Here is a 21,706-nt window from a genome sequence, read left to right as displayed (position 1 = left end):
GTTCTCCTTGACCCGGCCGGGTCCCACCTCGTAGGAAAGGTCCGCGCCGTCCACCGCGTCCCGGTAGGTGACCGTGGAGCCCTCGGCCTCCGGCTTCAGGCTCTCGCCCGCGCCCTCCAGACCGAACGTCACCGCACCGCCGCCGTCGGCCTCGAACCGCATCAGCCGTCCGGTATCAGAACCGAACCAACTGCGGCCTGTGTTCGCCGTGTTGGCGAAGTCGAAACCCCTCGCCTTCGTGCCGTGCACGGAGGTGTCGATGGACTTCCAGGACTTGGACGCCGCGTCCCGGTACGAGGTCGGCTCCGCCGACAGCTCCGCCTCGATCCGGCCGTCCGACAGCTGCCAGAACCGCGCACCGGACGTCCGCCGGGACGTCAGCTCCCTGACCCGCTTCGCCTCCGGGTCCTTCCTCCCCTTGGCGAGCTTCTGCCGGTCGGCAATCCCCAGCTCCCCGTACGACGGCGGGAGCTCCCCCTCCTTGCTGTCATCCGTCAGCCAGCCCGTGACGGTGTCGACTATTCCCTCGCCGTCATCACCGGAAACCGGTGCGGCATAAGCGATCTGCGGCAGCAGTGAACTCGTCACCGCAGATACCGCAAGGCACGCGACAAGCCTGCCCAATCTGGGTTTCACGCCAAGCCTTTCCTTGTGCGTCATGACATACGCGCCGCACCGGCACCCGTCCCACCTGCCGGTACGGGAAGCCATGCGCAGCGGCGCCGAGGTTCTAGACGCTCCGCGACCACCAAGTCAACCGAATCGACAAACAGGCGATTTCAGACTTGACGCCAATTCACCGATGCGCGATGTCCGTTATTTCCAGCCGCTGGCCACGCACTTCGACTGTCGTGTATAAACGCCGGGTTCCGCGCCGAGAGGTTTCGTTTCCGAGGGGAAGAGTTCATGGGCACAGAAGCCCAGAAATGCACAGTGGCCACGGAGAATTCGGAGGGGCCGGAGGCCACCGGCCCGAGTGACGTCCAGGAGGCCGGGACCGGCGCCGCCGGCGCCGGTCCGAAGCGTCGTCGCCTCGACCGCAGCGGGCTCGTCATCGCCGGCGCGACGGCGGCTGCCTGCGCGGGGCTCGCGCTGTACGGCGTCTTCACCACGACCGGGAGCGCGCCGGCGCCGAAGGCGACTCCCAGTGCCGAGGTGACGTACGAGGTCACGGGATCCGGCACGGTCGACATCTCCTACCGGGCCCTCGGCGCGTCCGGGGCCGACGCCGCCGCCACCGCATCGGGGGTCCGGCTGCCGTGGAAGAAGACCGTCGACGTGCCGCTCGGCAAGGACCCGGTGGTCAGCATCGTCCTCGACGAGCAGGGCGGCCGGGCCCGCTGCGCCCTCGCCATCCGTGGCAAGCACCTCCAGAGTTCCACGGCCTCCGGTGAGTTCGGCCGAGCCACCTGCACGGGAGAGCTCCCGGCGCCGGAGTGACGCCCGGCCGCCGCGAGCGCAGCGGCCGTGGCAAAGGGCGCCGTTGGGGGGTGCCACCGACCTCTTGCGAGCGCGCATCGCTCCAGGTGGTGTCCCGGCCCTCGCCGTCTCGTCCCCGGTGGTTCGCACGGGAGGCTCAGTCCGGGACACGGCTTCGGGGCGCCTGCGCCCGGACTTCACCGCGAGACTCGCCGCGGCGGGAGGGGCATCACGGTCGCACCGCACCGCACTGCACCGGGACGGCACGGGGCGCGGGCAGGCCCCGTCCCCGGCGCGCCGGGCCCCGGGAGGTGAGCCGTCCGTCAGCCGAGCGTGCCGCGCCTGATGCGGCGGACCCGGCGGGCCATGCGGCGGATCGCGGCGTGGCGGGGGACCGGCAGACCGCCGGGGAGGCCGAGGACCGTCAGGCGGCGACGCTTGAAGTAGCGTGCGTTCCCCGCCGTGAGGTGGGCCGTCAGATACGCCTCCGCCGACCCGCGCAGATCCGCCCGGATCTGCGGCTGCATGGCGAACCCGACTGCCCGGACCAGCCCCGACACCTCCTCGTCCACCGGGCGCGGGGCACCGGGGCGGCCGGTCTCCAGGTCGGGGACCAGCGCGTCGGCCAGCGTCACCGGCACCCGGTTGCTGTTCTGGTACGGCTTCAGCCGGTCGAGCAGCGGCTCGGTCCCGGCCCGCGCGACCGGGATGCCGTAGAACGTGCTCGCGGTCAGCAGCGCCGTGGAGAAGCACCCCACCACCAGCGCCGGCCTCAGCTGCCGGTACAGCACCTCCGCCAGCACCGGCCGGTCCAGCACGGTCAGTTCGGCGCCCAGGCCCTCCGCCTCGCGCTCCAGGGCCCGTGACCACGCTGCCGGCGCCGTCGGATGCGGCTTGAAGACGAGTCTGCGGTGGCCGTGGGCGACCGCGCCCCGCACCATCCGGACGTGCAGGGCTTCCTCCTCCTCCGCGGTGAGGATGCTGAGGGCCGCCAGGTACTGCCCGAGCAGCAGCGCGGGCCCCTCGCCACCGTCTGCCGAAACCGCCGCTTCCCGGATGTCCGCCGCGGCTGCCAGGTCCTCCGCGTCGGCGGCGAGTTCGGCGACCACCTTGGTGAACGCCTCGGCCGGTACCGTCTCCGGCCGGGCCCCGAACTCCTCCAGCAGCAGCGGCGTGAGCCCCGGCACCAGATCGAGGTGCAGCAGCCTGCGCACCCGCTCGCCCACCAGCGGATCGATCTTGTTCCGCGTCGGGCCGTAGCTCATCAGCCCGTCCGCGTAGACGTCGAGGCGGGCGTCCGGGAACAACTGGGCCACCGCGAGCGCGGGATTGACCTGGACGGACTCCAGCGCCAGCTCGATCCGGTCGTCCCGGAGGTCCCACAGCATCCGCAGATACCGCTCCCACATCGGGACGTCGTCCGGGCGCGGCGACCAGCCGCCCGGGTGGAAGGGCGCGATCGCCTCGTTCCACGACAGCACCCCGTCGAAGCGTCCGCGCAGCCGCTCGAAGCCCGGCATCCGGTCGACCGGGGGCGCCGTCTCCGGCGTCGTCGCGTTGTTGCTCACCAGCAGCAGCCGCCGGTCAGCCGGCGCGAAGCAGCCGCTGTCGAGCGCTGCCGCCAGCGTCGCCGCGCCGTACAGGGTGGAGGCGAAGAAGATCTGCGTGGTCCGTGCGGTGTCCGGTCCGGTGCTCGGCGTCGTGGCCATCATGCCGCTCCCGCCGCACCGGAGACCGCGGGTGTGCCCGTCGCACGGCGGCGCAGCCTGCGCAGCCGGGAGGAGCGTTCGCCGTCCATGCCGTCGAGCGCGTCCTTGAGAACGTCCTGCGGCATACGGCGCAGGGCGTCCGCGCTCGTCGAACGCAATTTCCGGGCGACGGACGGTTCGAACCTCTCGATCGATCCCAGATGATGGGAAATGACGGCGCAGTAGGTCCGGACGGCTTTCGGAAGAAGCCGCTCGGATTCCGGATCATTTGCGGTTTCTTCGAGTACCTGGTCGAAAGCCTTGATGAAATCCAGCTGCCGTACGTCGCCGATCTGGGTCAGTGACGAGGCGACCCCGCGGCGGTAGAAGATCCCCAGCAGACCCACCGCGGCGAAGGACTCCGCCTCGCGGTGCAGCCGCCAGATCCAGGGCCGGTCCTCGGCGGTCCGCAGGCCGTCCGTGAAGTGCAGCAGCCCCCGGTCCAGTAGCTCGCGCCGGTAGATCCCGGCCCAGGCCATGGGGTAGTCGACGGAGGTGGACCGGTCGGCGGGCAGGATCGCGTCACGCGGCCGGAGCACCTCGTTCCGGCGGCCGACGGGCGCCCGGAAGACCTTGCGCTCCCGGGCCGTGCACTGCACGTGGTCGGTGCGGACGAAGTCGGCGCCCAGTTCCTCGGCGGCCGCGAGCAGCTGCTCGTAGTAGCCCGGAGCCAGCCAGTCGTCGCCGTCCAGGAAGGTGATGTACGCGCCGCGGGCGGCGTCCAGACCGGTGTTGCGGGCCGTGGCGAGCCCGCCGTTCCGTTCGTGTCTGATCAGGACCGCTCCCGGCACCTCGCGTTCGGCACGCTCCAGGATCTCCGGCGTCCCGTCCGTCGAGCAGTCGTCGACGAGCAGGAACTCGAAGTCCTCCCGGACGTTCGCCCGGAGGCTTGCGAGGGTGTCGGGCGCGTAGGCCCGGACGTTGTAGAAGGGCACGATGACCGAGAGCTTGACCACGCGTCGGACATTAGGCGCGGGCCCCGTCATTCGCTCTGACCGCGGGAGGGACGGCGGGTGAACAAGGTGCGGCGGAATTGTTAACCCGGACGGTTCCCGGGCTCTTTCGCCGTCAGTCGACGCGCTGTTAACCCTTTGTTGCTGCCGAGTTGGGCCGCCGAGCCGAATGCCTTTCTAACGTCCTCGGCGTGCCATCACGTACCAGCCAGGCGCCGCGCGTCGCCGTGCTCGCCGACTCCGACACCCGGTGGAAATGGGGTGCGCTCACCGCGCGCCGGATAGCTGCCGGGAAGGACCCGGAGGTCTCCGCCGGACCGGCCGGATTCCTCCTGCGGGGGCGGGCGACGCCCACCGCGCGGCAGCTCGCCGAGGTCGGGGTCGCGGCGGACACCGTGCGCGAGGTCACCGCCGCCGAGTTCCTCCGCGCGATACGCGACGAGGGGTACGACGTCGTCGTCCTCGCCCTCGTCGGCGGCGCCGTGCAGGCCGTGCTCCACGGGATCGCGGCCCTCCGGCTGCCCCGCCGGCCCGTACTGGTCACCGGCTACGTCGGCGTCGTCTACGAGAAGCTCGCCGACGGACTGCTGCTGCGGCACGGCGCGGACGTCGTCCTCGCCAACTCCCGCCACGACGCGGAACGGTTCCGCGCCGTGTACGAGGGCGTCGGCGCCGATCCCTCGACGGTGACCGAGGCGGCGCTGCCGTTCCTCGGCGGCGCCCCGTACGAGCGGAGGGACGGCCGGGACACGGTGGTCTTCGCCGTCCAGCCGTCCGTCCCCGACAGCCGCTCCGACCGTGAGTACCTGCTCGGCCGGCTCGCCGGGCACGCGAGGCTCCACCCCTCCCGCGAGGTGCTGCTCAAGCTGCGCTCCCTGCCCGGCGAGCACACCACGCACCTGGAGGAAGTGCCGTACCAGAGGCTCGCCGAGCGGCTCCCCGGGGGACTTCCGCCGAACCTCAGCCTCGTGTACGGGCACATGGGCGAGGTCCTGGACCGGACGGACCTGCTGGTCACCGTCTCCTCGACCGCCGCGCTCGAAGCGCTCCACCGGCGCATCCCCACCGCGATCCTCACCGATCTCGGCGTACGCGAGGCGCTCGGCAACCACCACTTCCTCGGCTCCGGGCTGCTCACCTCCTGGGACCGGCTCGACCGGGACCACCGGCCCGTACCCGACGAGGAATGGCTGGCCCGGCAGGGCGTCGCCGCCGACGGGCGGTACGGGACTGCCTTCGACGAGGCGCGTGAGCGCGTGGCCGCACTCCTGCGGCAGCCGGAGCTCCCGCCCGTCACCCCCTACTACACCGCCACCACGGCACCCGGCTACCTGCCGGGGATCCTCGCCCGCCACCGTCTCGCCCCGGACGGCAGCCCGCTCCCGGGAACGGCGCCGGCCGCCGGTCCCACCGGGGTGCGCCGACTCGTCCGCGACGCGGTGCGCGGGGCGGCACGCGGCGCCTACCGGCACGGCGTGCAGCGCGTGGCGCCCGTCATCCGCCGCATGGGCGAGCTGTGACCGTTCCGAAGGCCCGAAGGAGCTCCGCCTCATGACCACCGTCCTCGCCGTGATCCCCGCCAGGGGCGGCTCCAAGGGCGTGCCCGGCAAGAACCTCGCCGCGGTCGGCGGCGTGCCGCTCGTCGCGCGCGCCGTACGGGCCTGCACCGGATCCCCCCTGGTCACCGACGTCGTGGTGTCCACCGACGACCCGGCGATCGCGGACGCCGCGCGCGCGGCCGGAACGGCCGCCGGCGCAGCCGGCCGGGTCCACTGCGTCGAGCGCCCGGCGGACATCGCGGGCGACACCGCGACCAGCGAGTCCGCGGTGCTCCACGCCGTGGACGCCTACGAGGCGGAGCACGGCCGCACGGTCGACGTGGTCCTCCTCGTCCAGTGCACCAGCCCCTTCCTCACCGCCGACGACATCGACCGGGTCGCCTCAGCGGTGGCGAAGGACGGCGCCGACACCGCGGTCACGGTCGCCCCTTTCCACGCCTTCGTCTGGCGCCGTGAAGCGGCGGCGACGGGCACGCCCGCCCCCGCCGGTACCGCCCACGACGACGGCCTAGGCGTCAACCACGACAAGAGCCACCGCCCCCGGCGGCAGGACCGGCCCGAGGACTTCCTGGAGACCGGGGCCGCGTACGCGATGGACGCCCGCGGCCTCCGCGTCCACGGGCACCGCTTCTTCGGGCGCACCGCGCTGGTCGAGACCGACCCCGCACGGGTCCTGGAGATCGACGACCCGCACGACCTCGCCCGGGCACGTGCCCTCGCGCCGCTGCTCGACCCGGTGGCCGTCCCCACCCGCGCGGACGTCGACGCCGTCGTCCTCGACTTCGACGGCACCCAGACCGACGACCGCGTCCTGGTCGACTCCGACGGACGCGAACTCGTCGCCGTGCACCGCGGCGACGGCCTCGGCATCGCCGCGCTGCGCCGTGCCGGGCTGAGGCTGCTGGTCCTCTCCACCGAACAGAACCCCGTCGTCGCGGCCCGGGCCAGCAAGCTCGGCCTCCCCGTCCTGCACGGCATCGACCGCAAGGACGCCGCCCTGGAGCGGTGGTGCGCGGAGAACGCGGTCGCGCCCGAGCGGGTCCTCTACGCCGGCAACGACGTCAACGACCTGCCCTGCTTCGGGCTCGTCGGCTGGCCCGTCGCCGTGGCGAGCGCGCACGACTCCGTGCGTGCCGCCGCCCGTGCCGTGACCACCACCCCGGGTGGCGCCGGCGCGATCCGGGAGATCGCCACCTGGCTTCTCGGTCCCACCCTCAGCACCCCCGCCCAGTAAGCCGAACCGTTAAGGAACCCCTCATGAACTCCCGTCTGCGCACCCTCGGCGGAAGGACCGCCGGTCCCGGCCGGCCCGTCTACGTCACCGGCGAGATCGGCATCAACCACAACGGCGACCTGGACAACGCCTTCGCGCTGATCGACGCCGCCGCCGACGCGGGCTGCGACGCGGTCAAGTTCCAGAAGCGCACCCCGGAGATCTGCACCCCCCGCGACCAGTGGGACATCGAGCGCGACACCCCCTGGGGCCGGATGACGTACATCGACTACCGCCACCGGGTGGAGTTCGGCGAGGACGAGTACCGCGCCATAGACGAGCACTGCCGCGAGCGCGGCATCGACTGGTTCGCCTCCCCGTGGGACACCGAGGCCGTCGCCTTCCTGGAGAAGTTCGACACCCCGGCCCACAAGGTGGCCTCCGCCTCCCTCACGGACGACGAGCTGCTGCGCGAGCTGCGCGCCACCGGCAGGACGATCATCCTGTCCACCGGCATGTCGACGCCGAAGCAGATCCGGCACGCCGTCGAGGTCCTCGGCAGCGAGAACATCCTGCTCTGCCACGCCACCTCGACCTACCCGGCCAAGGCCGAGGAGCTCAACCTCCGTGTGATCAACACCCTGATGCAGGAGTACCCGAACGTCCCGATCGGCTACTCCGGCCACGAGACCGGTCTGCAGACCACCCTCGCGGCCGTCGCGCTCGGTGCCGCGTTCGTCGAGCGCCACATCACCCTCGACCGCGCCATGTGGGGTTCGGACCAGGCCGCCTCCGTCGAGCCCGGCGGTCTGCAGCGCATGGTCCGCGACATCCGCACCATCGAGGCCGCCCTCGGCGACGGAGTGAAGAAGGTCTACGAGTCCGAGCTCGCCCCGATGAAGAAGCTCCGCCGCGTCCCCGGCGTCGTCGCCGAGGCCGAGCAGAGCGAGCGGGCCGAGCCGGTCGCGGTCTGACTCCCATGGACCTCGCCTTCGTCGAGAGCCCGGTCCAGCTGCTGAACGTCCTGGAGTGGGCGCACCCCCCCGCCCTGGCCGCGATACCCGCGCAGCCGGGACCGGGCGCCGCCCGCGACGCGGCCCCCGGGGGCGGCGACCTGACGGTCGTCGTGCTCCCGCCCACCGATCCCATGTCCCGCGGGCAGCTGCGCCGGATGGCGGAGCTGGTGCGCGACGAGGGGATCACGGTGCGCTGGCAGGAGGCCCGCGGCGGCGCCGACTCGGTCGTACGGACCGTGCGCGAGCTGGGCCCCGTGCTGCGCCGGGCCGAGCGGATCGTCATCGGCGACCCGTTCTCCCGCTATGTGCAGCTTCTGCTCGCCCTCGTGGGCACCCGGCGGCTGACCGTGGTCGACGACGGCACGGCCACCATGGAGTTCGTGGCGCAGCTGACGCGCGGTGAACGGCTGGTGCGCTGGCACCGCCGCGGCCGTCGCGGCCCGCGGGAGTTGCTGCTCGCGCCGGTCTCGGCGGCCGCCCGCCGGCGGCTCACGCCGTCCCGCCGCCGCGAGGTCGAGCTCTTCACCGCGATGCCCGTGGAGGAAGCGCCGGACGGCATCACCGTCACCCCCAACCGGTTCCGCTGGACGCGCTCGCGGTTCGGCCCGCCGCTGCTCACCCGGGGCGCGGACCTGGTGGGCACCTCGCTCGTGGAGACCGGGGTGGTCGATCTCCAGCGGTACCTGGACGCCGTCGCCTCGCTCGCCCGTGCGCACGGCGCCACCCGCTACTTCGCCCATCGCCGGGAGGGCGCGGACAAGCTGCACCGGCTCGCGGTCGGCACCGGTCTGGAGATCGTCCGGCCCGATCTGCCCCTGGAGCTGATCGCCCGGCGCGGGCCGGTCGGCCGTACGGTGCTGAGCTTCCCCTCCACCGTCGTGCACACCCTGCCGCTCGCGCTGGTGGGCACCGGTGTGACGGTTGCCGTGTGCGACATCGCCCCGGAGTGGCTCAGGGACACGGCGTCACCACGGGCCCAGGGCTTCCTCGCGGGGGTCACGGGTACGGCACGGCATGTGCAGCGGCTCTCGGCGCCCGTCTGACGCGCCGGCCCCCGGGCCCAGGCGAACGGACCAGGTCCGAGGGCCACGAGCGGCCCGGAGCCCGGCGCCCGGCAGGGGTGGACCGGGTAGTTCGGAGCGGACCGGGGAGCAGGGGGCGGTCCCGCCCCGCTCGGACGCGGCCGGTGCCGCGCGGACGGGGGGCGCGACGGGCCGGCCGGTGCGCAGAGCCCGGGGGCGGGCCGGACCGGCGTACGGACGTCCCCCGCCCGGCCGGCCCGGGGGACCCGACCGGCCGACCTGGACGCGACAGGAGGCCGGAGTGTCCATATCGTGGTCAGCAGCGGGTGAGCTTACCCACACCGAACGACGGCCAAGCGTCGTCAGACGCATTTTCTTCCCCCTATAGGGCTGAACTTTTGTTGATCTCGAGTTAGTTGGGCCTTGAAGGGGCCTACTCTTCAACGGGTGAACCAGTTGATGTCCCGCGAGCCCGACGCCGGCCTCCCCGGCGAAGCCGAGTTGCCCGGCGACTACGTTCTGCCCGGCACGCTGTCCGACGCCCTGCGCACCGAACTCATCGCCTTCCGCCGGGACTTGCACATGCACCCGGAGCTCGGGAACCAGGAGTTCCGCACGACTGCCGCGATCAAGGCGCGGCTGGAGGCCGCCGGCCTGCGCCCGCAGGTGCTGTCGACGGGCACGGGACTCGTGTGCGACGTGGGTACGGACGGGGTCCGGCCCATGCTCGCCCTGCGCGCCGACATCGACGCCCTCCCAATTCCGGACACCAAGACCGGCGTGCCGTACCGGTCGACCGTGCCGGACCGGGCCCACGCCTGCGGCCACGACGTCCACACCACGGCGGTCCTCGGGGCCGGACTGGTCCTCGCCGACCTCGACCGGCAGGGCCTGCTGCCCCACCCGGTGCGGCTGATCTTCCAGCCCGCCGAGGAGGTGCTGCCGGGCGGCGCGGCCGACGCGATCGAGTCGGGGGCACTGGACGGCGTGGGCCGGATCATCGCCGTGCACTGCGATCCCCGTGTCGACGTCGGCCGGATCGGACTGCGCATCGGTCCCATCACCTCGGCGTGCGACCGGCTGGAGATCACCCTCGACGGCCCCGGCGGCCACACCGCGCGTCCGCATCTGACGACGGACCTCGTCACCGCCGCCGCCAAGATCGTCACCGAGGTCCCCGCGCTGCTGTCCCGCCGGGTGGACACCCGCTCCGGACTGGCCCTGACCTGGGGCCGTATCGAGTCCGGGCACGCCTGCAACGTCATCCCGCAGCACGCGGAGCTCGCGGGCACCGTCCGCTGTCTGGATCTGCCCGCCTGGCGCGAGGCCCCGGACCTGGTCCACGCGGCGGTCGACGAGATCGCCACGCTGCACCGCGCGAAGTCCCAGATCAACTACATCCGCGGGGTGCCGCCCGTGGTCAACGACCCGGTGATCACGGAGCTGCTGCGCGACGCCCACGCCGCGCGGCGGGGATCGCAGGCGATCGAGGACACCGAGCAGAGTCTCGGAGGTGAGGACTTCTCCTGGTACCTGGAGCACGTTCCGGGCGCGATGGCCCGCCTCGGCGTCCGCGCTCCCGGCTCGGGCTCGCGCCTCGACCTGCATCGGGGCGACTTCGACGTGGACGAGGAGGCGATTCGTGTCGGCGTCGAGCTCTTCACGGCGGCGGCGTTGCTGGACGACCACCGATCGTAACCGGGCAGTTCACCTTACGTTCGTCCAACGCGACGATCCGATAACGGCTGTCGAACACGTCTTTACCTGACATCTACGCGCGTTACGATCGCCGCAAAACCAGCGCCGGAAGTGGCGCTTTCGGTCAGGTTTATAAGGAGCCTCTAGTGCGCCGGATCACCAGGATCGCCACCGTGGGCATCGCGTCCACGGCACTCGCGTTGTCCGCCACCGCATGTGGCGGCAAGTCCTCGTCCGAGGCCGGATCGGGCAGTGGCGCCAAGGCGGCCATCGCCTACGACATCGGCGGCCGCGGAGACCAGTCGTTCAACGACGCCGCCTACGCGGGTCTCGCCAAGGCCGAGAAGGAACTCGACGTCACGGGCGCCGAGGCCGAGCCCAGTGAAGGCGAGGGCGACCCGGACAAGGTGCAGCGCCTCACCTCGCTGGCCCGGGCCGGCAACAACCCGGTGATCGGCGTCGGCTTCGCCTACGCCCCCGCCATCGCCGAGGTCGCGCCGAAGTTCCCGAACACGACGTTCGGCCTCATCGACGACACCTCCAAGACCGGCAAGAACATCGCCAACCTGGTCTTCAACGAGGAGCAGGGCTCCTACCTGGCCGGTGTCGCCGCCGCCAAGGTCACCAAGAGCAACACCGTCGGCTTCATCGGCGGCGTCGAGGTGCCGCTGATCAAGAAGTTCGAGGCCGGCTTCGTCCAGGGCGTCAAGGACACCAACAAGAACGTCAACGTCAAGGTCCAGTACCTGACCCAGCCGCCGGACTTCGGTGGCTTCTCCAAGCCGGACCTGGGCAAGGCCGCCGCGCAGGGCCAGCTCGACGCGGGCGCCGACGTGATCTACGCAGCCGCCGGTCTCGCCGGCTCGGGCTCGATCGAGGCCGCCGCCAAGGCCAAGAAGTGGGCCATCGGCGTGGACTCCGACCAGTACAAGCAGCGGGGTCTCGCCCAGTACCAGGACTACATCCTCACCTCGGTGACCAAGGACGTGTCCGGTGCCGTCTACAACCTGATCAAGTCGGTCAAGGACGGCAAGCCGCAGTCCGGTGAGGTCCGCTACGGCCTCGACAAGAACGGCGTGGGCCTGGCCACCTCCAACCCGGCCTTCACCACGATGACCGAGGTCATCGCCGCGATCGACAAGGCCAAGGCCGACATCATCGCGGGCAAGGTCACGGTCAAGACCGCCCCGTAACCGGGCGACGGGAACCACGGGCCCACGGGTCCGGAGGGGGCGGCGCGAAGCAGCCCCTCCGGGCCCGGACCGGGTTCCGTCCACCGGTTCTCGCTCCTTGTTGCTGCTACGCGCGTAGAGTTCCTTCGGGCGCGATAGCTTCGCCACCACCCCCGACCGCGGAACAGCCCGCCCCCACGCCTGCCCTGCCCCTGCTTCTCGCTCCTTCCTCCAAGGAGAGTGCGTCATCAACGCGTCCAGTCCGTCATCGCCGCCGGCTGCTGCTGCCGTAGAACTGCACGGCATCACCAAGCGCTTCCCTGGCGTCGTCGCCAACCACGACATCGACATCACCATCCGCAAGGGCACAGTCCATGCTCTCGTCGGTGAGAACGGTGCCGGCAAGTCGACCCTCATGAAGATCCTCTACGGCATGCAGAAGCCGGACGAGGGCACCATCACGGTCGACGGCAATCAGGTCAGCTTCCAGAGCCCGGCCGATGCCATCGCCACCGGCATCGGCATGGTCCACCAGCACTTCATGCTGGCCGACAACCTCACCGTGCTGGAGAACGTCGTCCTCGGCGGCGAGAAGCTGTACGGCATCGGTGCCAAGGCCCGGAAGAAGATCAAGGACATCTCGGACGCGTACGGGCTGAACATCCGCCCGGACGTCCTCGTGGAGGAGCTCGGTGTCGCCGACCGCCAGCGCGTGGAGATCCTCAAGGTCCTCTACCGCGGTGCCCGCACTCTGATTCTCGACGAGCCGACCGCCGTGCTGGTCCCGCAGGAGGTCGACGCGCTCTTCGACAACCTGCGGGAGCTCAAGGCCGAGGGCCTCACGGTCATCTTCATCTCCCACAAGCTGGGCGAGGTGCTGTCGGTCGCCGACGACATCACCGTCATCCGCCGCGGCACGACCGTGGGCACCGCCGACCCGCGCACCACCACCACGAAGCAGCTGGCCGAGCTCATGGTCGGCAGCGAGCTCCCCTCGCCGGAGACGCGCGAGTCGACTGTCACCGATGTGCCGATGCTCGACGTCGACAACCTCCGGTTGACCGCGGTCGACCCCGACGGCGTCGTCCGCGAGGTCCTCGCGGGCATCACCCTCACCATCCACAAGGGTGAGGTCATGGGCATCGCGGGAGTCGAGGGCAACGGCCAGACCGAGCTCATCGAGGCGCTCATGGGCATGCGCGACCCCGACGGCGGCGTGATCACCCTCGACGGCGCCGACATCTCCCACGCGCCGACCCGCAAGCGCCGCGAGGACGGGATCGGGTACATCCCCGAGGACCGCCACCGGCACGGTCTGCTGCTGGAGTCCCCGCTGTGGGAGAACCGTATCCTCGGCCATGTCACCGAGCGTCCCAACAGCAAGAACGGCCTGCTCGACCTCAAGGCCGCCCGCAAGGACACCGAGCGGATCGTGCGTGAGTACGACGTCCGCACCCCCGGGATCGAGGTCACCGCGGCCTCCCTCTCCGGCGGCAACCAGCAGAAGCTGATCGTCGGTCGCGAGATGAGCCACGCGCCCAAGCTGCTGATCGCCGCCCACCCCACCCGTGGTGTGGACGTCGGCGCGCAAGCGCAGATCTGGGACCAGATCCGCGAGGCCCGCCGCGAGGGTCTCGCGGTGCTGCTGATCTCGGCCGACCTGGACGAGCTCATCGGGCTCTCCGACACCCTGCGGGTGATGTACCGCGGCCGGCTGGTCGCGGACGCCGACCCCGCCACGATCACCCCCGAGGAGCTGGGCTCGGCCATGACCGGCGCCGCCACCGGCCACCTTGAGCACCACGAGAACGGAACCGGTGAGGGCCGATGAAGAAAATCGACAAGGACCGGCTGATCCTGGGCTTCGCCGGGCCGGCGCTCGCCCTGGTCGTCGCCTTCGTGCTGACCTCCGTGGTGCTGCTGGCGTCGGGCCTCAGCCCCGTCGAGCCCTACCAGCTGATGGCGGAGCAGGTGGAGTTCACCGATGTCCAGGTGAACATCCTCAACCAGAGCGGCATCTACTACCTCGCCGCCCTCGCCGTCGCCATCGGCTTCCGGATGAACCTGTTCAACATCGGCGTCGACGGCCAGTACCGCCTCGCGGTGATGCTGGCGGCCGTCGTCGGTGCCTCCGTCGAGCTGCCCGGCCCGCTGCACGTCGCGTTGATCGTGCTCGTCGCCATGCTCGTCGGCGCGCTCTGGGCCGGTATCGCGGGCCTCCTGAAGACGACCCGAGGGGTCAGCGAGGTCGTCTCCACGATCATGCTGAACGCCATCGCGACCAGCCTGATCGCCTGGCTGATCCTGCCCGCCAACCTCGGTGTGCAGCCCAAGGGCTCCAACGACCTGACGACCGGAGAGATCGCCGAGTCCGGCTGGGTACCCGGTCTCGAGCTCGAAGGCGGCACCATCTACGGCTTCACCTTCGTCGCCTTCGCACTCGGCCTCGTCTACTGGTTCGTACTGAACCGCACCCGCTTCGGCTTCGACCTGCGCGCCACCGGCGCCAGCGAGTCCGCGGCGCAGGCGAGTGGCGTCAACGCCAAGAGGATGGTCATGACGGCCATGCTGATCTCGGGTGCGGTCGCGGGCCTCGCCGGCATGCCGATGCTGCTGGGACAGACCCACACCTACAGCCTCAGCTTCCCGGTGGGCGTCGGCTTCACCGCCATCACCATCGCGCTGCTGGGCCGCAACAGCCCCATCGGCATCTTCTTCGCCGCCGTGCTCATCTCCTTCCTGGAGAAGACGGCGGAAGGGCTCGGTCTCGCGGGGTACCCCAAGGAGATCTCCATCATCATGCAGGGCCTGATCGTGATCGCGGTCGTCGTGTCCTACGAACTCGTCCGCCAGTACGGGCTCCGCCGCCAGCAGCAGAAGGTCGGCGAGGAACTCGCCGCCCAGGCCCGCAAGAACCGTGAGGAGGTGGCCGCGTGACGACCACCACGGCCGTCCCGGCCGGCGCGGCGCCCATCAAGCGCGCCCGTCGCACCCTTTCCGTGCCCATGATCCTGCTCATCATCGCGGGCGGTCTGGCACTGTTCTCGCTGGTCCGCGTCATCAGCGGCGCCAACGACCTCACCTCGGTCGGGCAGGTGTCCGGCGCCCTCCAGCTCGCCGTGCCCATCGGTCTCGCCGGTCTCGGTGGCCTGTGGGCCGAGCGCGCGGGCGTGATCAACATCGGCCTCGAAGGCATGATGATCCTCGGCACCTGGTTCGGCGCCTGGGCGGGTTACCAGTGGGGCCCGTGGACGGGCGTCGCGGTGGGCATCATCGGCGGCGCGCTCGGCGGCCTGCTGCACGCGATCATGACGGTGACGTTCAACGTCAACCACATCGTCTCCGGTGTCGCCATCAACATCCTGGCCGTCGGTGCCACCCGCTACCTGTCCGACTTCACCTTCGCCGAGGCGCCGGGCGGTTCCTCGAAGCAGTCCCCGCGCATCGACGAGATCACCGAGATCACGATTCCCGGGCTCTCGGACGCCCTGGCGGATCTGCAGGCCAAGCACTGGTTCTTCGTCTCCGACCTGGCGGGCGTGCTCGGCGGACTGGTCACCAACCTCTCCCTGCTGACCGTCGTCGCGCTGCTGCTCGTGCCTGCCACCTGGTGGGTCCTGTGGCGCACCGGCTTCGGTCTGCGGCTGCGGTCCTGCGGTGAGAACCCCGTCGCCGCCGAGTCCCTCGGCGTCAACGTCTACAAGTACAAGTACATCGCCGTGATCGTCTCCGGTGCGCTGGCCGGACTCGGAGGCGCGTTCCTCGCCATCGTCTCCACGGGTATCTACCAGGAGGGCCAGACCGGCGGCCGAGGCTACATCGGTCTCGCCGCCATGATCTTCGGCAACTGGATGCCGGGCGGACTGGCGCTCGGTGCCGGACTGTTCGGCTTCACCGACAGCCTGAAGCTGCGCGGCGGCGCCGAGAACGTCCACGCCATGCTTCTGCTCCTGGCGATCCTGCTGGTGCTGGTCTTCGCCTGGCAGCTGTACAAGAGGAAGCACTTGCAGGCCGGTATCTGCCTCGGTGTCTCCGGCCTGCTCTTCGCCTGGTACGGGCTCACCGACGCGCTGCCCAGCCAGTTCGTGGACGCCGCTCCCTATGTGACCACCCTCCTGGTGCTCGCGCTGTCGGCGCAGCGTCTGCGGCCGCCCAAGGCTGACGGACAGCCGTACAAGAAGGGCCAGGGCAAGTGACGCCCGGCCCCGCGCCGGCGGCCGACGCCGGCGCCGTCGACTGGGCAGCCCTGCGGGAGGCGGCGCGGGACGCGATGTCCCACGCGTACGTCCCGTACTCGGGCTACCCGGTCGGCGCGGCCGCTCTCGTCGACGACGGCCGCACGGTCAGCGGTTGCAACGTCGAGAACGCCTCGTACGGACTGTCGCTGTGTGCCGAGTGCGGGCTCGTCTCGCAGCTGAACGCCTCGGGCGGTGGCCGGCTCACGGCCTTCACCTGTGTGGACGGCAACGGCGACGTACTGATGCCGTGCGGCCGCTGCCGCCAGCTGCTGTACGAGTTCGGCGGCCCCGGCCTGCTGCTGGAGACCGAGGCGGGCATCCTGCCCCTCTCCGAGATGCTGCCCCTGGCCTTCGGCCCGCAGAAGCTCGACCCGGAGAAGCCCGGCTAGGGCGTGCTTCCCCGTCTGGGCGGGGGCGGACGACGCTACTTTCGCAACACGCCCCGGGCCCCGCACGGTCATGACCCGGCGGCCCCTCCGCTGCTCCGGCGGAGGGGCCGCGACATTTTTCCGCACCACCTGGTTCGCACCCGGAAGGACCCCAAGCACATGGACGCCATCTCCGTCATCCGCACCAAGCGCGACCGCGGCGAGCTCACCCCCGAGCAGATCGACTGGGTCATCGACGCGTACACCCGTGGCGAGGTCGCCGACGAGCAGATGTCGGCGCTGGCGATGGCGATCCTGCTGAACGGCATGAACCGTACGGAGATCGCCCGCTGGACCGCCGCGATGATCGCGTCCGGCGAGCGCATGGACTTCTCGTCACTGTCGCGCCCGACCGCCGACAAGCACTCCACGGGCGGCGTGGGTGACAAGATCACGCTCCCGCTGGCCCCGCTGGTCGCCGCCTGCGGCGCAGCCGTTCCCCAGCTGTCCGGCCGCGGCCTCGGCCACACCGGCGGCACGCTCGACAAGCTGGAGTCCGTCCCCGGCTGGCGGGCGCTGCTGTCCAACGAGGAGATGCTGCGGGTCCTCGACACCACCGGCGCGGTCATCTGCGCAGCGGGCGACGGGCTCGCCCCCGCCGACAAGAAGCTGTACGCCCTGCGCGACGTCACCGGCACGGTCGAGGCCATCCCGCTGATCGCCTCCTCGATCATGTCCAAGAAGATCGCCGAGGGCACGGGCTCGCTCGTGCTGGACGTGAAGGTCGGTTCCGGCGCCTTCATGAAGAACATCGAGGACGCCCGCGAGCTCGCCTCCACCATGGTCGGCCTCGGTACGGACCACGGGGTGAAGACCGTCGCGCTGCTGACCGACATGTCGACGCCGCTCGGCCTCACCGCGGGCAACGCCCTGGAGGTTCGCGAGTCCGTCGAGGTGCTGGCGGGCGGTGGCCCGGCGGACGTCGTGGAGCTGACCCTCGCACTGGCCCGCGAGATGCTCGACGCGGCCGGGATCAAGGACGCCGACCCGGCGAAGGCCCTGGCCGACGGTTCGGCGATGGACGTCTGGCGCCGCATGATCGCCGCACAGGGCGGTGACCCGGACGCCGCGCTGCCGGTCGCCCGCGAGCAGCATGTGATCACGGCTCCGGCCTCGGGCGTGCTGACCCGTCTCGACGCCTACGAGGTCGGCGTGGCGGCCTGGCGCCTGGGCGCCGGCCGGGCCCGCAAGGAGGACCCGGTGCAGGCGGGCGCGGGCGTCGAGCTCCACGCCAAGCCCGGCGACCAGGTCACCGCGGGCGCCCCGCTGATGACCCTGCACACGGACACCCCCGAGAAGTTCGACTACGCCCTGCAGTCCCTGGAGGGCTCCTTCGACATCGCCGCACCGGGCGCCTCGTACCAGGCGACCCCGGTGGTGCTGGAGCGCATCGCCTGACCCGGGCGAGCTCGGGCACGGGCCCGGGTGACGCCCTTCGGGCGAACGGGACCGGTGGTGGGCCGCCGGTCCCGTTCGGCATGCCGGACTCGGTGACGCGCCGACAGAAGAGACCGCCATGAGCGCACTCAGCGTCGACCCACCGGCCCCTCACGGCCGGGAGCGGGACGGCCCCGTCCGCCTCTGGGAGGAGACGGACGCACCCGAGGGCTGCAAGGCGGAGATCATCGACACGGGCGCCTTCCCCGTCGGCTGACCGCCCCGGGGCACCCGTGCCCGCCGGGCCCCACGCGGGAAGCGGCCGCGCCGATCCGATGAGTCGCCGTCGCGGGCGCGGTCTCCTCCCGTGTGGACAGCACTCGGCAGCCGATCGTTCTGGAACTCGTCGGCCGGATCACCCCGGCCGATGTGCCGCTGTTGTGCGCCCGGCTGCGGAGACGAACCACCGGGGACTGCGCCGGCCGGGAGGTCGTGTGCGACGCGGCCCGGCTGGCCGTCGCCGATCTGACCGCCGTCGAGGCCGTCGCCCGGCTGAGGCTCACCGCCCGCAGACTCGGCCGGGAGCTGCGCCTGGCGAACGCCGGTCCCGAACTGCTCACGCTGCTCGCCCTCGCCGGGCTGGGCGACGACGGCCCGGACCGGCCCTCGCCGGTCAGCCCCCGGCGCTGAGCCGCTCCGGCAGTCCGAACAGCGGGAACCAGCGCTTGGTGTCCAGGTAGAAGTCCATCGCGCCGATCCGGCCGCCGGCGACTTCCAGCACGATCAGCGCCCAGGGCTCGTACCCCTCGCCGTCCTGGCTCGGGTGGTACTGGGCGAAGGCCGGCGAGCCGTTGGCCACCGTGGGCACCAGCTTCGAGCCGCGGCACACCTCACCGACGCCGAGCATCCAGCCCACGATGTCGTCGTGGCCGCGCAGCCACAGGTCGTACGGCGGCATGGACATCGTCGCGTCCTCACGCAGCAGTGCCGTGAGCGCCTGCATGTCGTACCCCTCGAAGGCGGCGACATAGCGCTCCAGCAGCCTCTGCTGCTCCTGGTCGAGCGGGTCCGCCGGATCGGAGTCCGAGGGGTCGTACTCGGCGAGGGTGGCGCGGGCCCGCTGGAGCGCGCTGTTGACCGAGGCGACGGACGTGCCCAGCAGCTCGGCCACCTCGGCGGCCCTCCACGCCAGTACCTCCCGCAGGATCAGCACCGCGCGCTGCTTCGGTGGCAGGTGCTGCAGCGCCGCGACGAACGCCAGCCTGATCGACTCCCGCGCCACCGTCGTGTCGGCCGGGTCGGCCACCGACGTCAGCACCCGCCCGTCCGGCACCGGTTCCAGCCAGGTGATCTCCGAACGGGCGGTGAGCTGCGCCTGGGCCACCGGGGTGGCGGCGGTCAGGTCCATCGGGCGGGCCCGGCGGTTGCCCGCGTTCAGCATGTCCAGGCACACGTTCGTGGCGATGCGGTACAGCCAGGAACGCAGCGAGGACCTCCCCTCGAACTTCTCGAAGCTCTTCCAGGCCCGCACCATGGTGTCCTGGACCGCGTCCTCCGCCTCGAAAGCCGATCCGAGCATGCGGTAGCAGTAACCGGTGAGCTCTCTCCGGTAGCCCTCCAGCCGGGACTCGAGGTCCTGCGTCGTTGCCAGATCACCCATGGGTCCGCCCCTGTCGCCATCCGCACCTGCCCTTCGGACGCTACCGGAGCGGACTGACAACGAGCGTCAGGTTCCGGGCTTGCGGCCGTAGACGTACACGTCGTCCCCGTTCTTGAGCAGGTTCCAGTACGCCTTGGCGTCCGCCGGCCGCATGTTGACGCAGCCGCCAGAGCCCGGCGGGTTGTACATGCTCTTGGTGACCGAGTGGAACGCCTGCCCTCCGTCGAAGAACTGCGAGTACGGCATCCACACCTTGTAGATCGTCGACCAGTGGTTGGCGCTGCGGTAGTAGACCCGCTTCGCGCCGGTCCGGGTCTCCGCGCCGTCCCGCCCGGTCCGCACCGGCACCGGCCCGTACTTCAGCTTCGAGCCGTCCTGGATCCAGCTCAGCTGCCTGGTCAGGTCGACACAGGCGATGCGCCCCTTGTTGGTCGGGCACGTGCCGGCCTTGTTCGGGGTCGTGCCCGCGGCCCGTTGGGCGAGGATCGTGTTCATCGTGCGCCAGGTGACCGGACCCGCGTAGCCGATGGTCGGGGTGATCCCGTGCCAGCGCTGGAAGGTCTGGATCGCCTTGCAGTCGGACGGCGACTGCCGCCCGTCGACCTTCAGGCCCATGAACTTCTCGACTTGCCTCTGGTACGGCCCGGTCGACGTCGTGCACGACGCCGCCTGGGCCGGCGCGGCGCCGAGCGCGAAGCCCAGCGGTACCACCAGCCCGGTGATGCCGAGGGCGACACCACCCCGTCCCCGTATGGTCCCCCGGTGTCCTGCACGGCTCACGGTCACCAACTCCCCTGTACTCCCGGCGCGGTTGCCTCGACCTTTGGACGCGTACGGGGGAGCCGTGGTTGTAGGGAGGAGAGGACGGATTCGGCGGTTCTCCGGGACCGCCGTCACACGGGCCTCAGTGGCGAACTGCCGCCGCAGTGAGCATCGGCCGGCGTTCCCGGGCCCGGGCCGCGTAGGACCCGTACAGCGTGATCGACACGACGCCGAGCACCGCGAGCAGCCCCAGCAGGACCGTGCCCGCCCAGCCGCCGGAGTGGAAGGCGACCGCGCCCAGCGTGCCGCCCGCGCTGCTGCCCAGGTAGTACGCGGACTGGTACAGGGCCGAGGCCTGGGCGCGGCCCTTCGTGGCGGTACGGCTGACCGAGGAGGAGGCCACCGCGTGCCCCGCGAAGAAGCCCGCCGTGATCAGCACCAGGCCCAGGAGCACCGCGGTCAGCGAGTCGGCGAGCGACAGCAGCAGACCCGCCGCCGTCGTGCCGACCGCGAGGTAGAGCGCACCGCGCCGGCCCAGCCTGCCCACGAGGCGGCCCGCGGCGGCCGACGCGACCGTGCCGACCAGATAGACCAGGAAGACGGAGCCGACGACACCCTGGGGTAGGCCGAACGGGTCGCCGACGAGGCGGTAGCCGATCACGGTGTAGACCGCGCCGAAGACCGTCATGAACAGTGCGCCGATCCCGTACAGCCGCATCAGCAGGGGGTCCGACAGGTGACCGCGGACGGTGCGCGCCAGCGCGCTCGGGTTCAGCGAACCGGGCGTGAAGTTCCGCGCCTTCGGCAGCAGCAGCCGGAACGCGAGGGTGCAGACCACCGCCATCAGCCCGACCGCGGCGAGCGCCGCCCGCCAGCCCCAGGCCTGCGAGACCCAGCCGGTCACGATCCGGCCGCTCATCCCGCCGATGCTGTTGCCCGCGACGAACAGCCCGATCGCGGCGACCAGCGCCCTCGGGCGCACCTCCTCCGCCAGGTACGCCATCGCCGAGGCGGGGATGCCGGCCAGTGCCGCGCCCTGGACCGCACGCAGGGCCACCAGCCACTCCGGGCCGGGCGCGAGCGGCACCAGCAGCCCCAGGACCGTCGCCACCACCAGGGACACCGTCATCAGCCGCACCCGGCCGAACCGCTCGGACAGCCCACTCAGCGGCAGCACGCACAGGGCGAGCGCCCCGGTGGCCGCGGAGACCGTCCAGCTGGCCGCGCTCGCGGTCACGCCGAAGTCGTCGGACAGGGCGGGCAGCAGGGCCTGGGTGGAGTAGAGGAGGGCGAAGGTGGCCACACCCGCGGAGAAGAGCGCGAAGCTCATCCGCCGGTAGCCGGGGACTCCGGGAGCGAGCCGCGACGAGGTGGGTTCGGGGGACGGCGAGGAGAGGGCACCCACGGTGGTGGGCGCCCCGGTACTTGCGGAAGGCATACT

19 protein-coding genes are annotated in these 21,706 nt (G+C 71.5%); 14 read left to right on the top strand and 5 right to left on the bottom strand.

The window, feature by feature from the left end; translation table 11 throughout:
- Positions 1-933 precede the first annotated feature (933 nt).
- The gene (locus QMZ92_RS26495) at positions 934-1,440 is read left to right on the top strand and encodes a hypothetical protein (protein WP_283300008.1); all 507 of its coding nucleotides are present in this window, start codon (positions 934-936) and stop codon (positions 1,438-1,440) included.
- Between the two features lie 302 nt (positions 1,441-1,742).
- Here QMZ92_RS26495 and QMZ92_RS26490 read toward each other — a convergent pair whose 3' ends face one another.
- Together QMZ92_RS26490 and QMZ92_RS26485 are read right to left on the bottom strand one after the other, a co-directional pair.
- Positions 1,743-3,128, bottom strand: a complete 1,386-nt coding sequence (locus QMZ92_RS26490) for an alpha-2,8-polysialyltransferase family protein (protein WP_283300007.1) — start codon at positions 3,126-3,128, stop codon at positions 1,743-1,745.
- On the bottom strand, positions 3,128-4,123 hold the full coding sequence (locus QMZ92_RS26485) for a glycosyltransferase family 2 protein (protein WP_283300006.1): 996 nt from the start codon (positions 4,121-4,123) through the stop codon (positions 3,128-3,130). The genes QMZ92_RS26490 and QMZ92_RS26485 overlap by 1 nt, the downstream gene beginning before the upstream one ends.
- Positions 4,124-4,311: 188 nt before the next feature.
- Here QMZ92_RS26485 and QMZ92_RS26480 point away from each other — a divergent pair, with 188 nt between their 5' ends.
- The 13 genes from QMZ92_RS26480 (at position 4,312) to QMZ92_RS26420 (ending at position 18,533) form a co-directional block, all read left to right on the top strand.
- Positions 4,312-5,640 (top strand): DUF6716 putative glycosyltransferase, encoded by a 1,329-nt coding sequence (locus tag QMZ92_RS26480; protein ID WP_283300005.1) that lies wholly within the window; start codon positions 4,312-4,314, stop codon positions 5,638-5,640.
- 31 nt (positions 5,641-5,671) lie between these two features.
- Positions 5,672-6,913 (top strand): acylneuraminate cytidylyltransferase, encoded by a 1,242-nt coding sequence (locus QMZ92_RS26475; protein WP_283300004.1) that lies wholly within the window; start codon positions 5,672-5,674, stop codon positions 6,911-6,913.
- A 23-nt stretch (positions 6,914-6,936) separates the two neighbouring features.
- Positions 6,937-7,866, top strand: coding sequence for an N-acetylneuraminate synthase family protein (locus QMZ92_RS26470; protein ID WP_283300003.1), 930 nt, complete (start codon positions 6,937-6,939; stop codon positions 7,864-7,866).
- 5 nt (positions 7,867-7,871) lie between these two features.
- Positions 7,872-8,951 carry a hypothetical protein gene (locus tag QMZ92_RS26465; protein ID WP_283300002.1) on the top strand — a complete coding sequence of 360 codons (1,080 nt, stop codon included), beginning with the start codon at positions 7,872-7,874 and terminating at the stop codon, positions 8,949-8,951.
- A gap of 438 nt (positions 8,952-9,389) precedes the next feature.
- Positions 9,390-10,628: a M20 family metallopeptidase gene (locus tag QMZ92_RS26460; RefSeq protein WP_283300029.1), complete on the top strand. Its 1,239-nt coding sequence runs from the start codon at positions 9,390-9,392 to the stop codon at positions 10,626-10,628.
- Between the two features lie 146 nt (positions 10,629-10,774).
- Positions 10,775-11,821 (top strand): BMP family lipoprotein, encoded by a 1,047-nt coding sequence (locus QMZ92_RS26455; protein WP_283300001.1) that lies wholly within the window; start codon positions 10,775-10,777, stop codon positions 11,819-11,821.
- Between the two features lie 226 nt (positions 11,822-12,047).
- Positions 12,048-13,631, top strand: coding sequence for an ABC transporter ATP-binding protein (locus tag QMZ92_RS26450; RefSeq protein WP_283300028.1), 1,584 nt, complete (start codon positions 12,048-12,050; stop codon positions 13,629-13,631).
- A complete protein-coding gene (locus QMZ92_RS26445) occupies positions 13,628-14,737 on the top strand; it encodes an ABC transporter permease (RefSeq protein ID WP_283300000.1) in 1,110 nt (369 codons plus the stop codon). Before QMZ92_RS26450 ends, QMZ92_RS26445 begins: the two co-directional genes overlap by 4 nt.
- The gene (locus QMZ92_RS26440) at positions 14,734-15,996 is read left to right on the top strand and encodes an ABC transporter permease (RefSeq protein ID WP_283299999.1); all 1,263 of its coding nucleotides are present in this window, start codon (positions 14,734-14,736) and stop codon (positions 15,994-15,996) included. Before QMZ92_RS26445 ends, QMZ92_RS26440 begins: the two co-directional genes overlap by 4 nt.
- Positions 15,993-16,427: a cytidine deaminase gene (locus tag QMZ92_RS26435; protein ID WP_283299997.1), complete on the top strand. Its 435-nt coding sequence runs from the start codon at positions 15,993-15,995 to the stop codon at positions 16,425-16,427. Before QMZ92_RS26440 ends, QMZ92_RS26435 begins: the two co-directional genes overlap by 4 nt.
- A gap of 159 nt (positions 16,428-16,586) precedes the next feature.
- Positions 16,587-17,864, top strand: coding sequence for a thymidine phosphorylase (locus tag QMZ92_RS26430; protein ID WP_283299996.1), 1,278 nt, complete (start codon positions 16,587-16,589; stop codon positions 17,862-17,864).
- Positions 17,865-17,982: 118 nt separating this feature from the next.
- Positions 17,983-18,120 carry a hypothetical protein gene (locus tag QMZ92_RS26425; RefSeq protein WP_283299995.1) on the top strand — a complete coding sequence of 46 codons (138 nt, stop codon included), beginning with the start codon at positions 17,983-17,985 and terminating at the stop codon, positions 18,118-18,120.
- 92 nt (positions 18,121-18,212) lie between these two features.
- The gene (locus QMZ92_RS26420; RefSeq protein ID WP_283299994.1) at positions 18,213-18,533 is read left to right on the top strand and encodes an STAS domain-containing protein; all 321 of its coding nucleotides are present in this window, start codon (positions 18,213-18,215) and stop codon (positions 18,531-18,533) included.
- On the opposite strand, the gene QMZ92_RS26415 is transcribed toward QMZ92_RS26420, so the two are convergent.
- The 3 genes from QMZ92_RS26415 to QMZ92_RS26405 all read right to left on the bottom strand — a co-directional run bounded on the left by QMZ92_RS26415 (position 18,517) and on the right by QMZ92_RS26405 (position 21,703).
- Positions 18,517-19,503, bottom strand: a complete 987-nt coding sequence (locus QMZ92_RS26415) for a sigma-70 family RNA polymerase sigma factor (protein WP_283299993.1) — start codon at positions 19,501-19,503, stop codon at positions 18,517-18,519. The genes QMZ92_RS26420 and QMZ92_RS26415 overlap by 17 nt on opposite strands.
- A gap of 66 nt (positions 19,504-19,569) precedes the next feature.
- On the bottom strand, positions 19,570-20,214 hold the full coding sequence (locus QMZ92_RS26410) for a L,D-transpeptidase family protein (protein WP_283300027.1): 645 nt from the start codon (positions 20,212-20,214) through the stop codon (positions 19,570-19,572).
- Positions 20,215-20,407: 193 nt separating this feature from the next.
- Positions 20,408-21,703, bottom strand: a complete 1,296-nt coding sequence (locus QMZ92_RS26405) for an MFS transporter (protein ID WP_283299992.1) — start codon at positions 21,701-21,703, stop codon at positions 20,408-20,410.
- Positions 21,704-21,706 lie beyond the last annotated feature (3 nt).

The organism is Streptomyces sp. HNM0645 (genome assembly GCF_030056615.1).
GTDB classification, from domain to species: Bacteria; Actinomycetota; Actinomycetes; order Streptomycetales; family Streptomycetaceae; genus Streptomyces; species Streptomyces marianii.
This window is presented reverse-complemented; position numbering and strand designations above follow the sequence as displayed.

Excerpts from the sequence above, each read along its gene's own strand:
- QMZ92_RS26405 (WP_283299992.1), bottom strand. The coding sequence starts at position 21,703 with ATGCCTTCCGCAAGTACCGGGGCGCCCACCACCGTGGGTGCCCTCTCC.
- QMZ92_RS26460 (WP_283300029.1), top strand. The coding sequence starts at position 9,390 with ATGTCCCGCGAGCCCGACGCCGGCCTCCCCGGCGAAGCCGAGTTGCCC.
- QMZ92_RS26490 (WP_283300007.1), bottom strand. The coding sequence starts at position 3,128 with ATGGCCACGACGCCGAGCACCGGACCGGACACCGCACGGACCACGCAG.
- QMZ92_RS26430 (WP_283299996.1), top strand. The coding sequence starts at position 16,587 with ATGGACGCCATCTCCGTCATCCGCACCAAGCGCGACCGCGGCGAGCTC.
- QMZ92_RS26415 (WP_283299993.1), bottom strand. The coding sequence starts at position 19,503 with ATGGGTGATCTGGCAACGACGCAGGACCTCGAGTCCCGGCTGGAGGGC.
- QMZ92_RS26425 (WP_283299995.1), top strand. The coding sequence starts at position 17,983 with ATGAGCGCACTCAGCGTCGACCCACCGGCCCCTCACGGCCGGGAGCGG.
- QMZ92_RS26465 (WP_283300002.1), top strand. The coding sequence starts at position 7,872 with ATGGACCTCGCCTTCGTCGAGAGCCCGGTCCAGCTGCTGAACGTCCTG.
- QMZ92_RS26445 (WP_283300000.1), top strand. The coding sequence starts at position 13,628 with ATGAAGAAAATCGACAAGGACCGGCTGATCCTGGGCTTCGCCGGGCCG.
- QMZ92_RS26470 (WP_283300003.1), top strand. The coding sequence starts at position 6,937 with ATGAACTCCCGTCTGCGCACCCTCGGCGGAAGGACCGCCGGTCCCGGC.
- QMZ92_RS26475 (WP_283300004.1), top strand. The coding sequence starts at position 5,672 with ATGACCACCGTCCTCGCCGTGATCCCCGCCAGGGGCGGCTCCAAGGGC.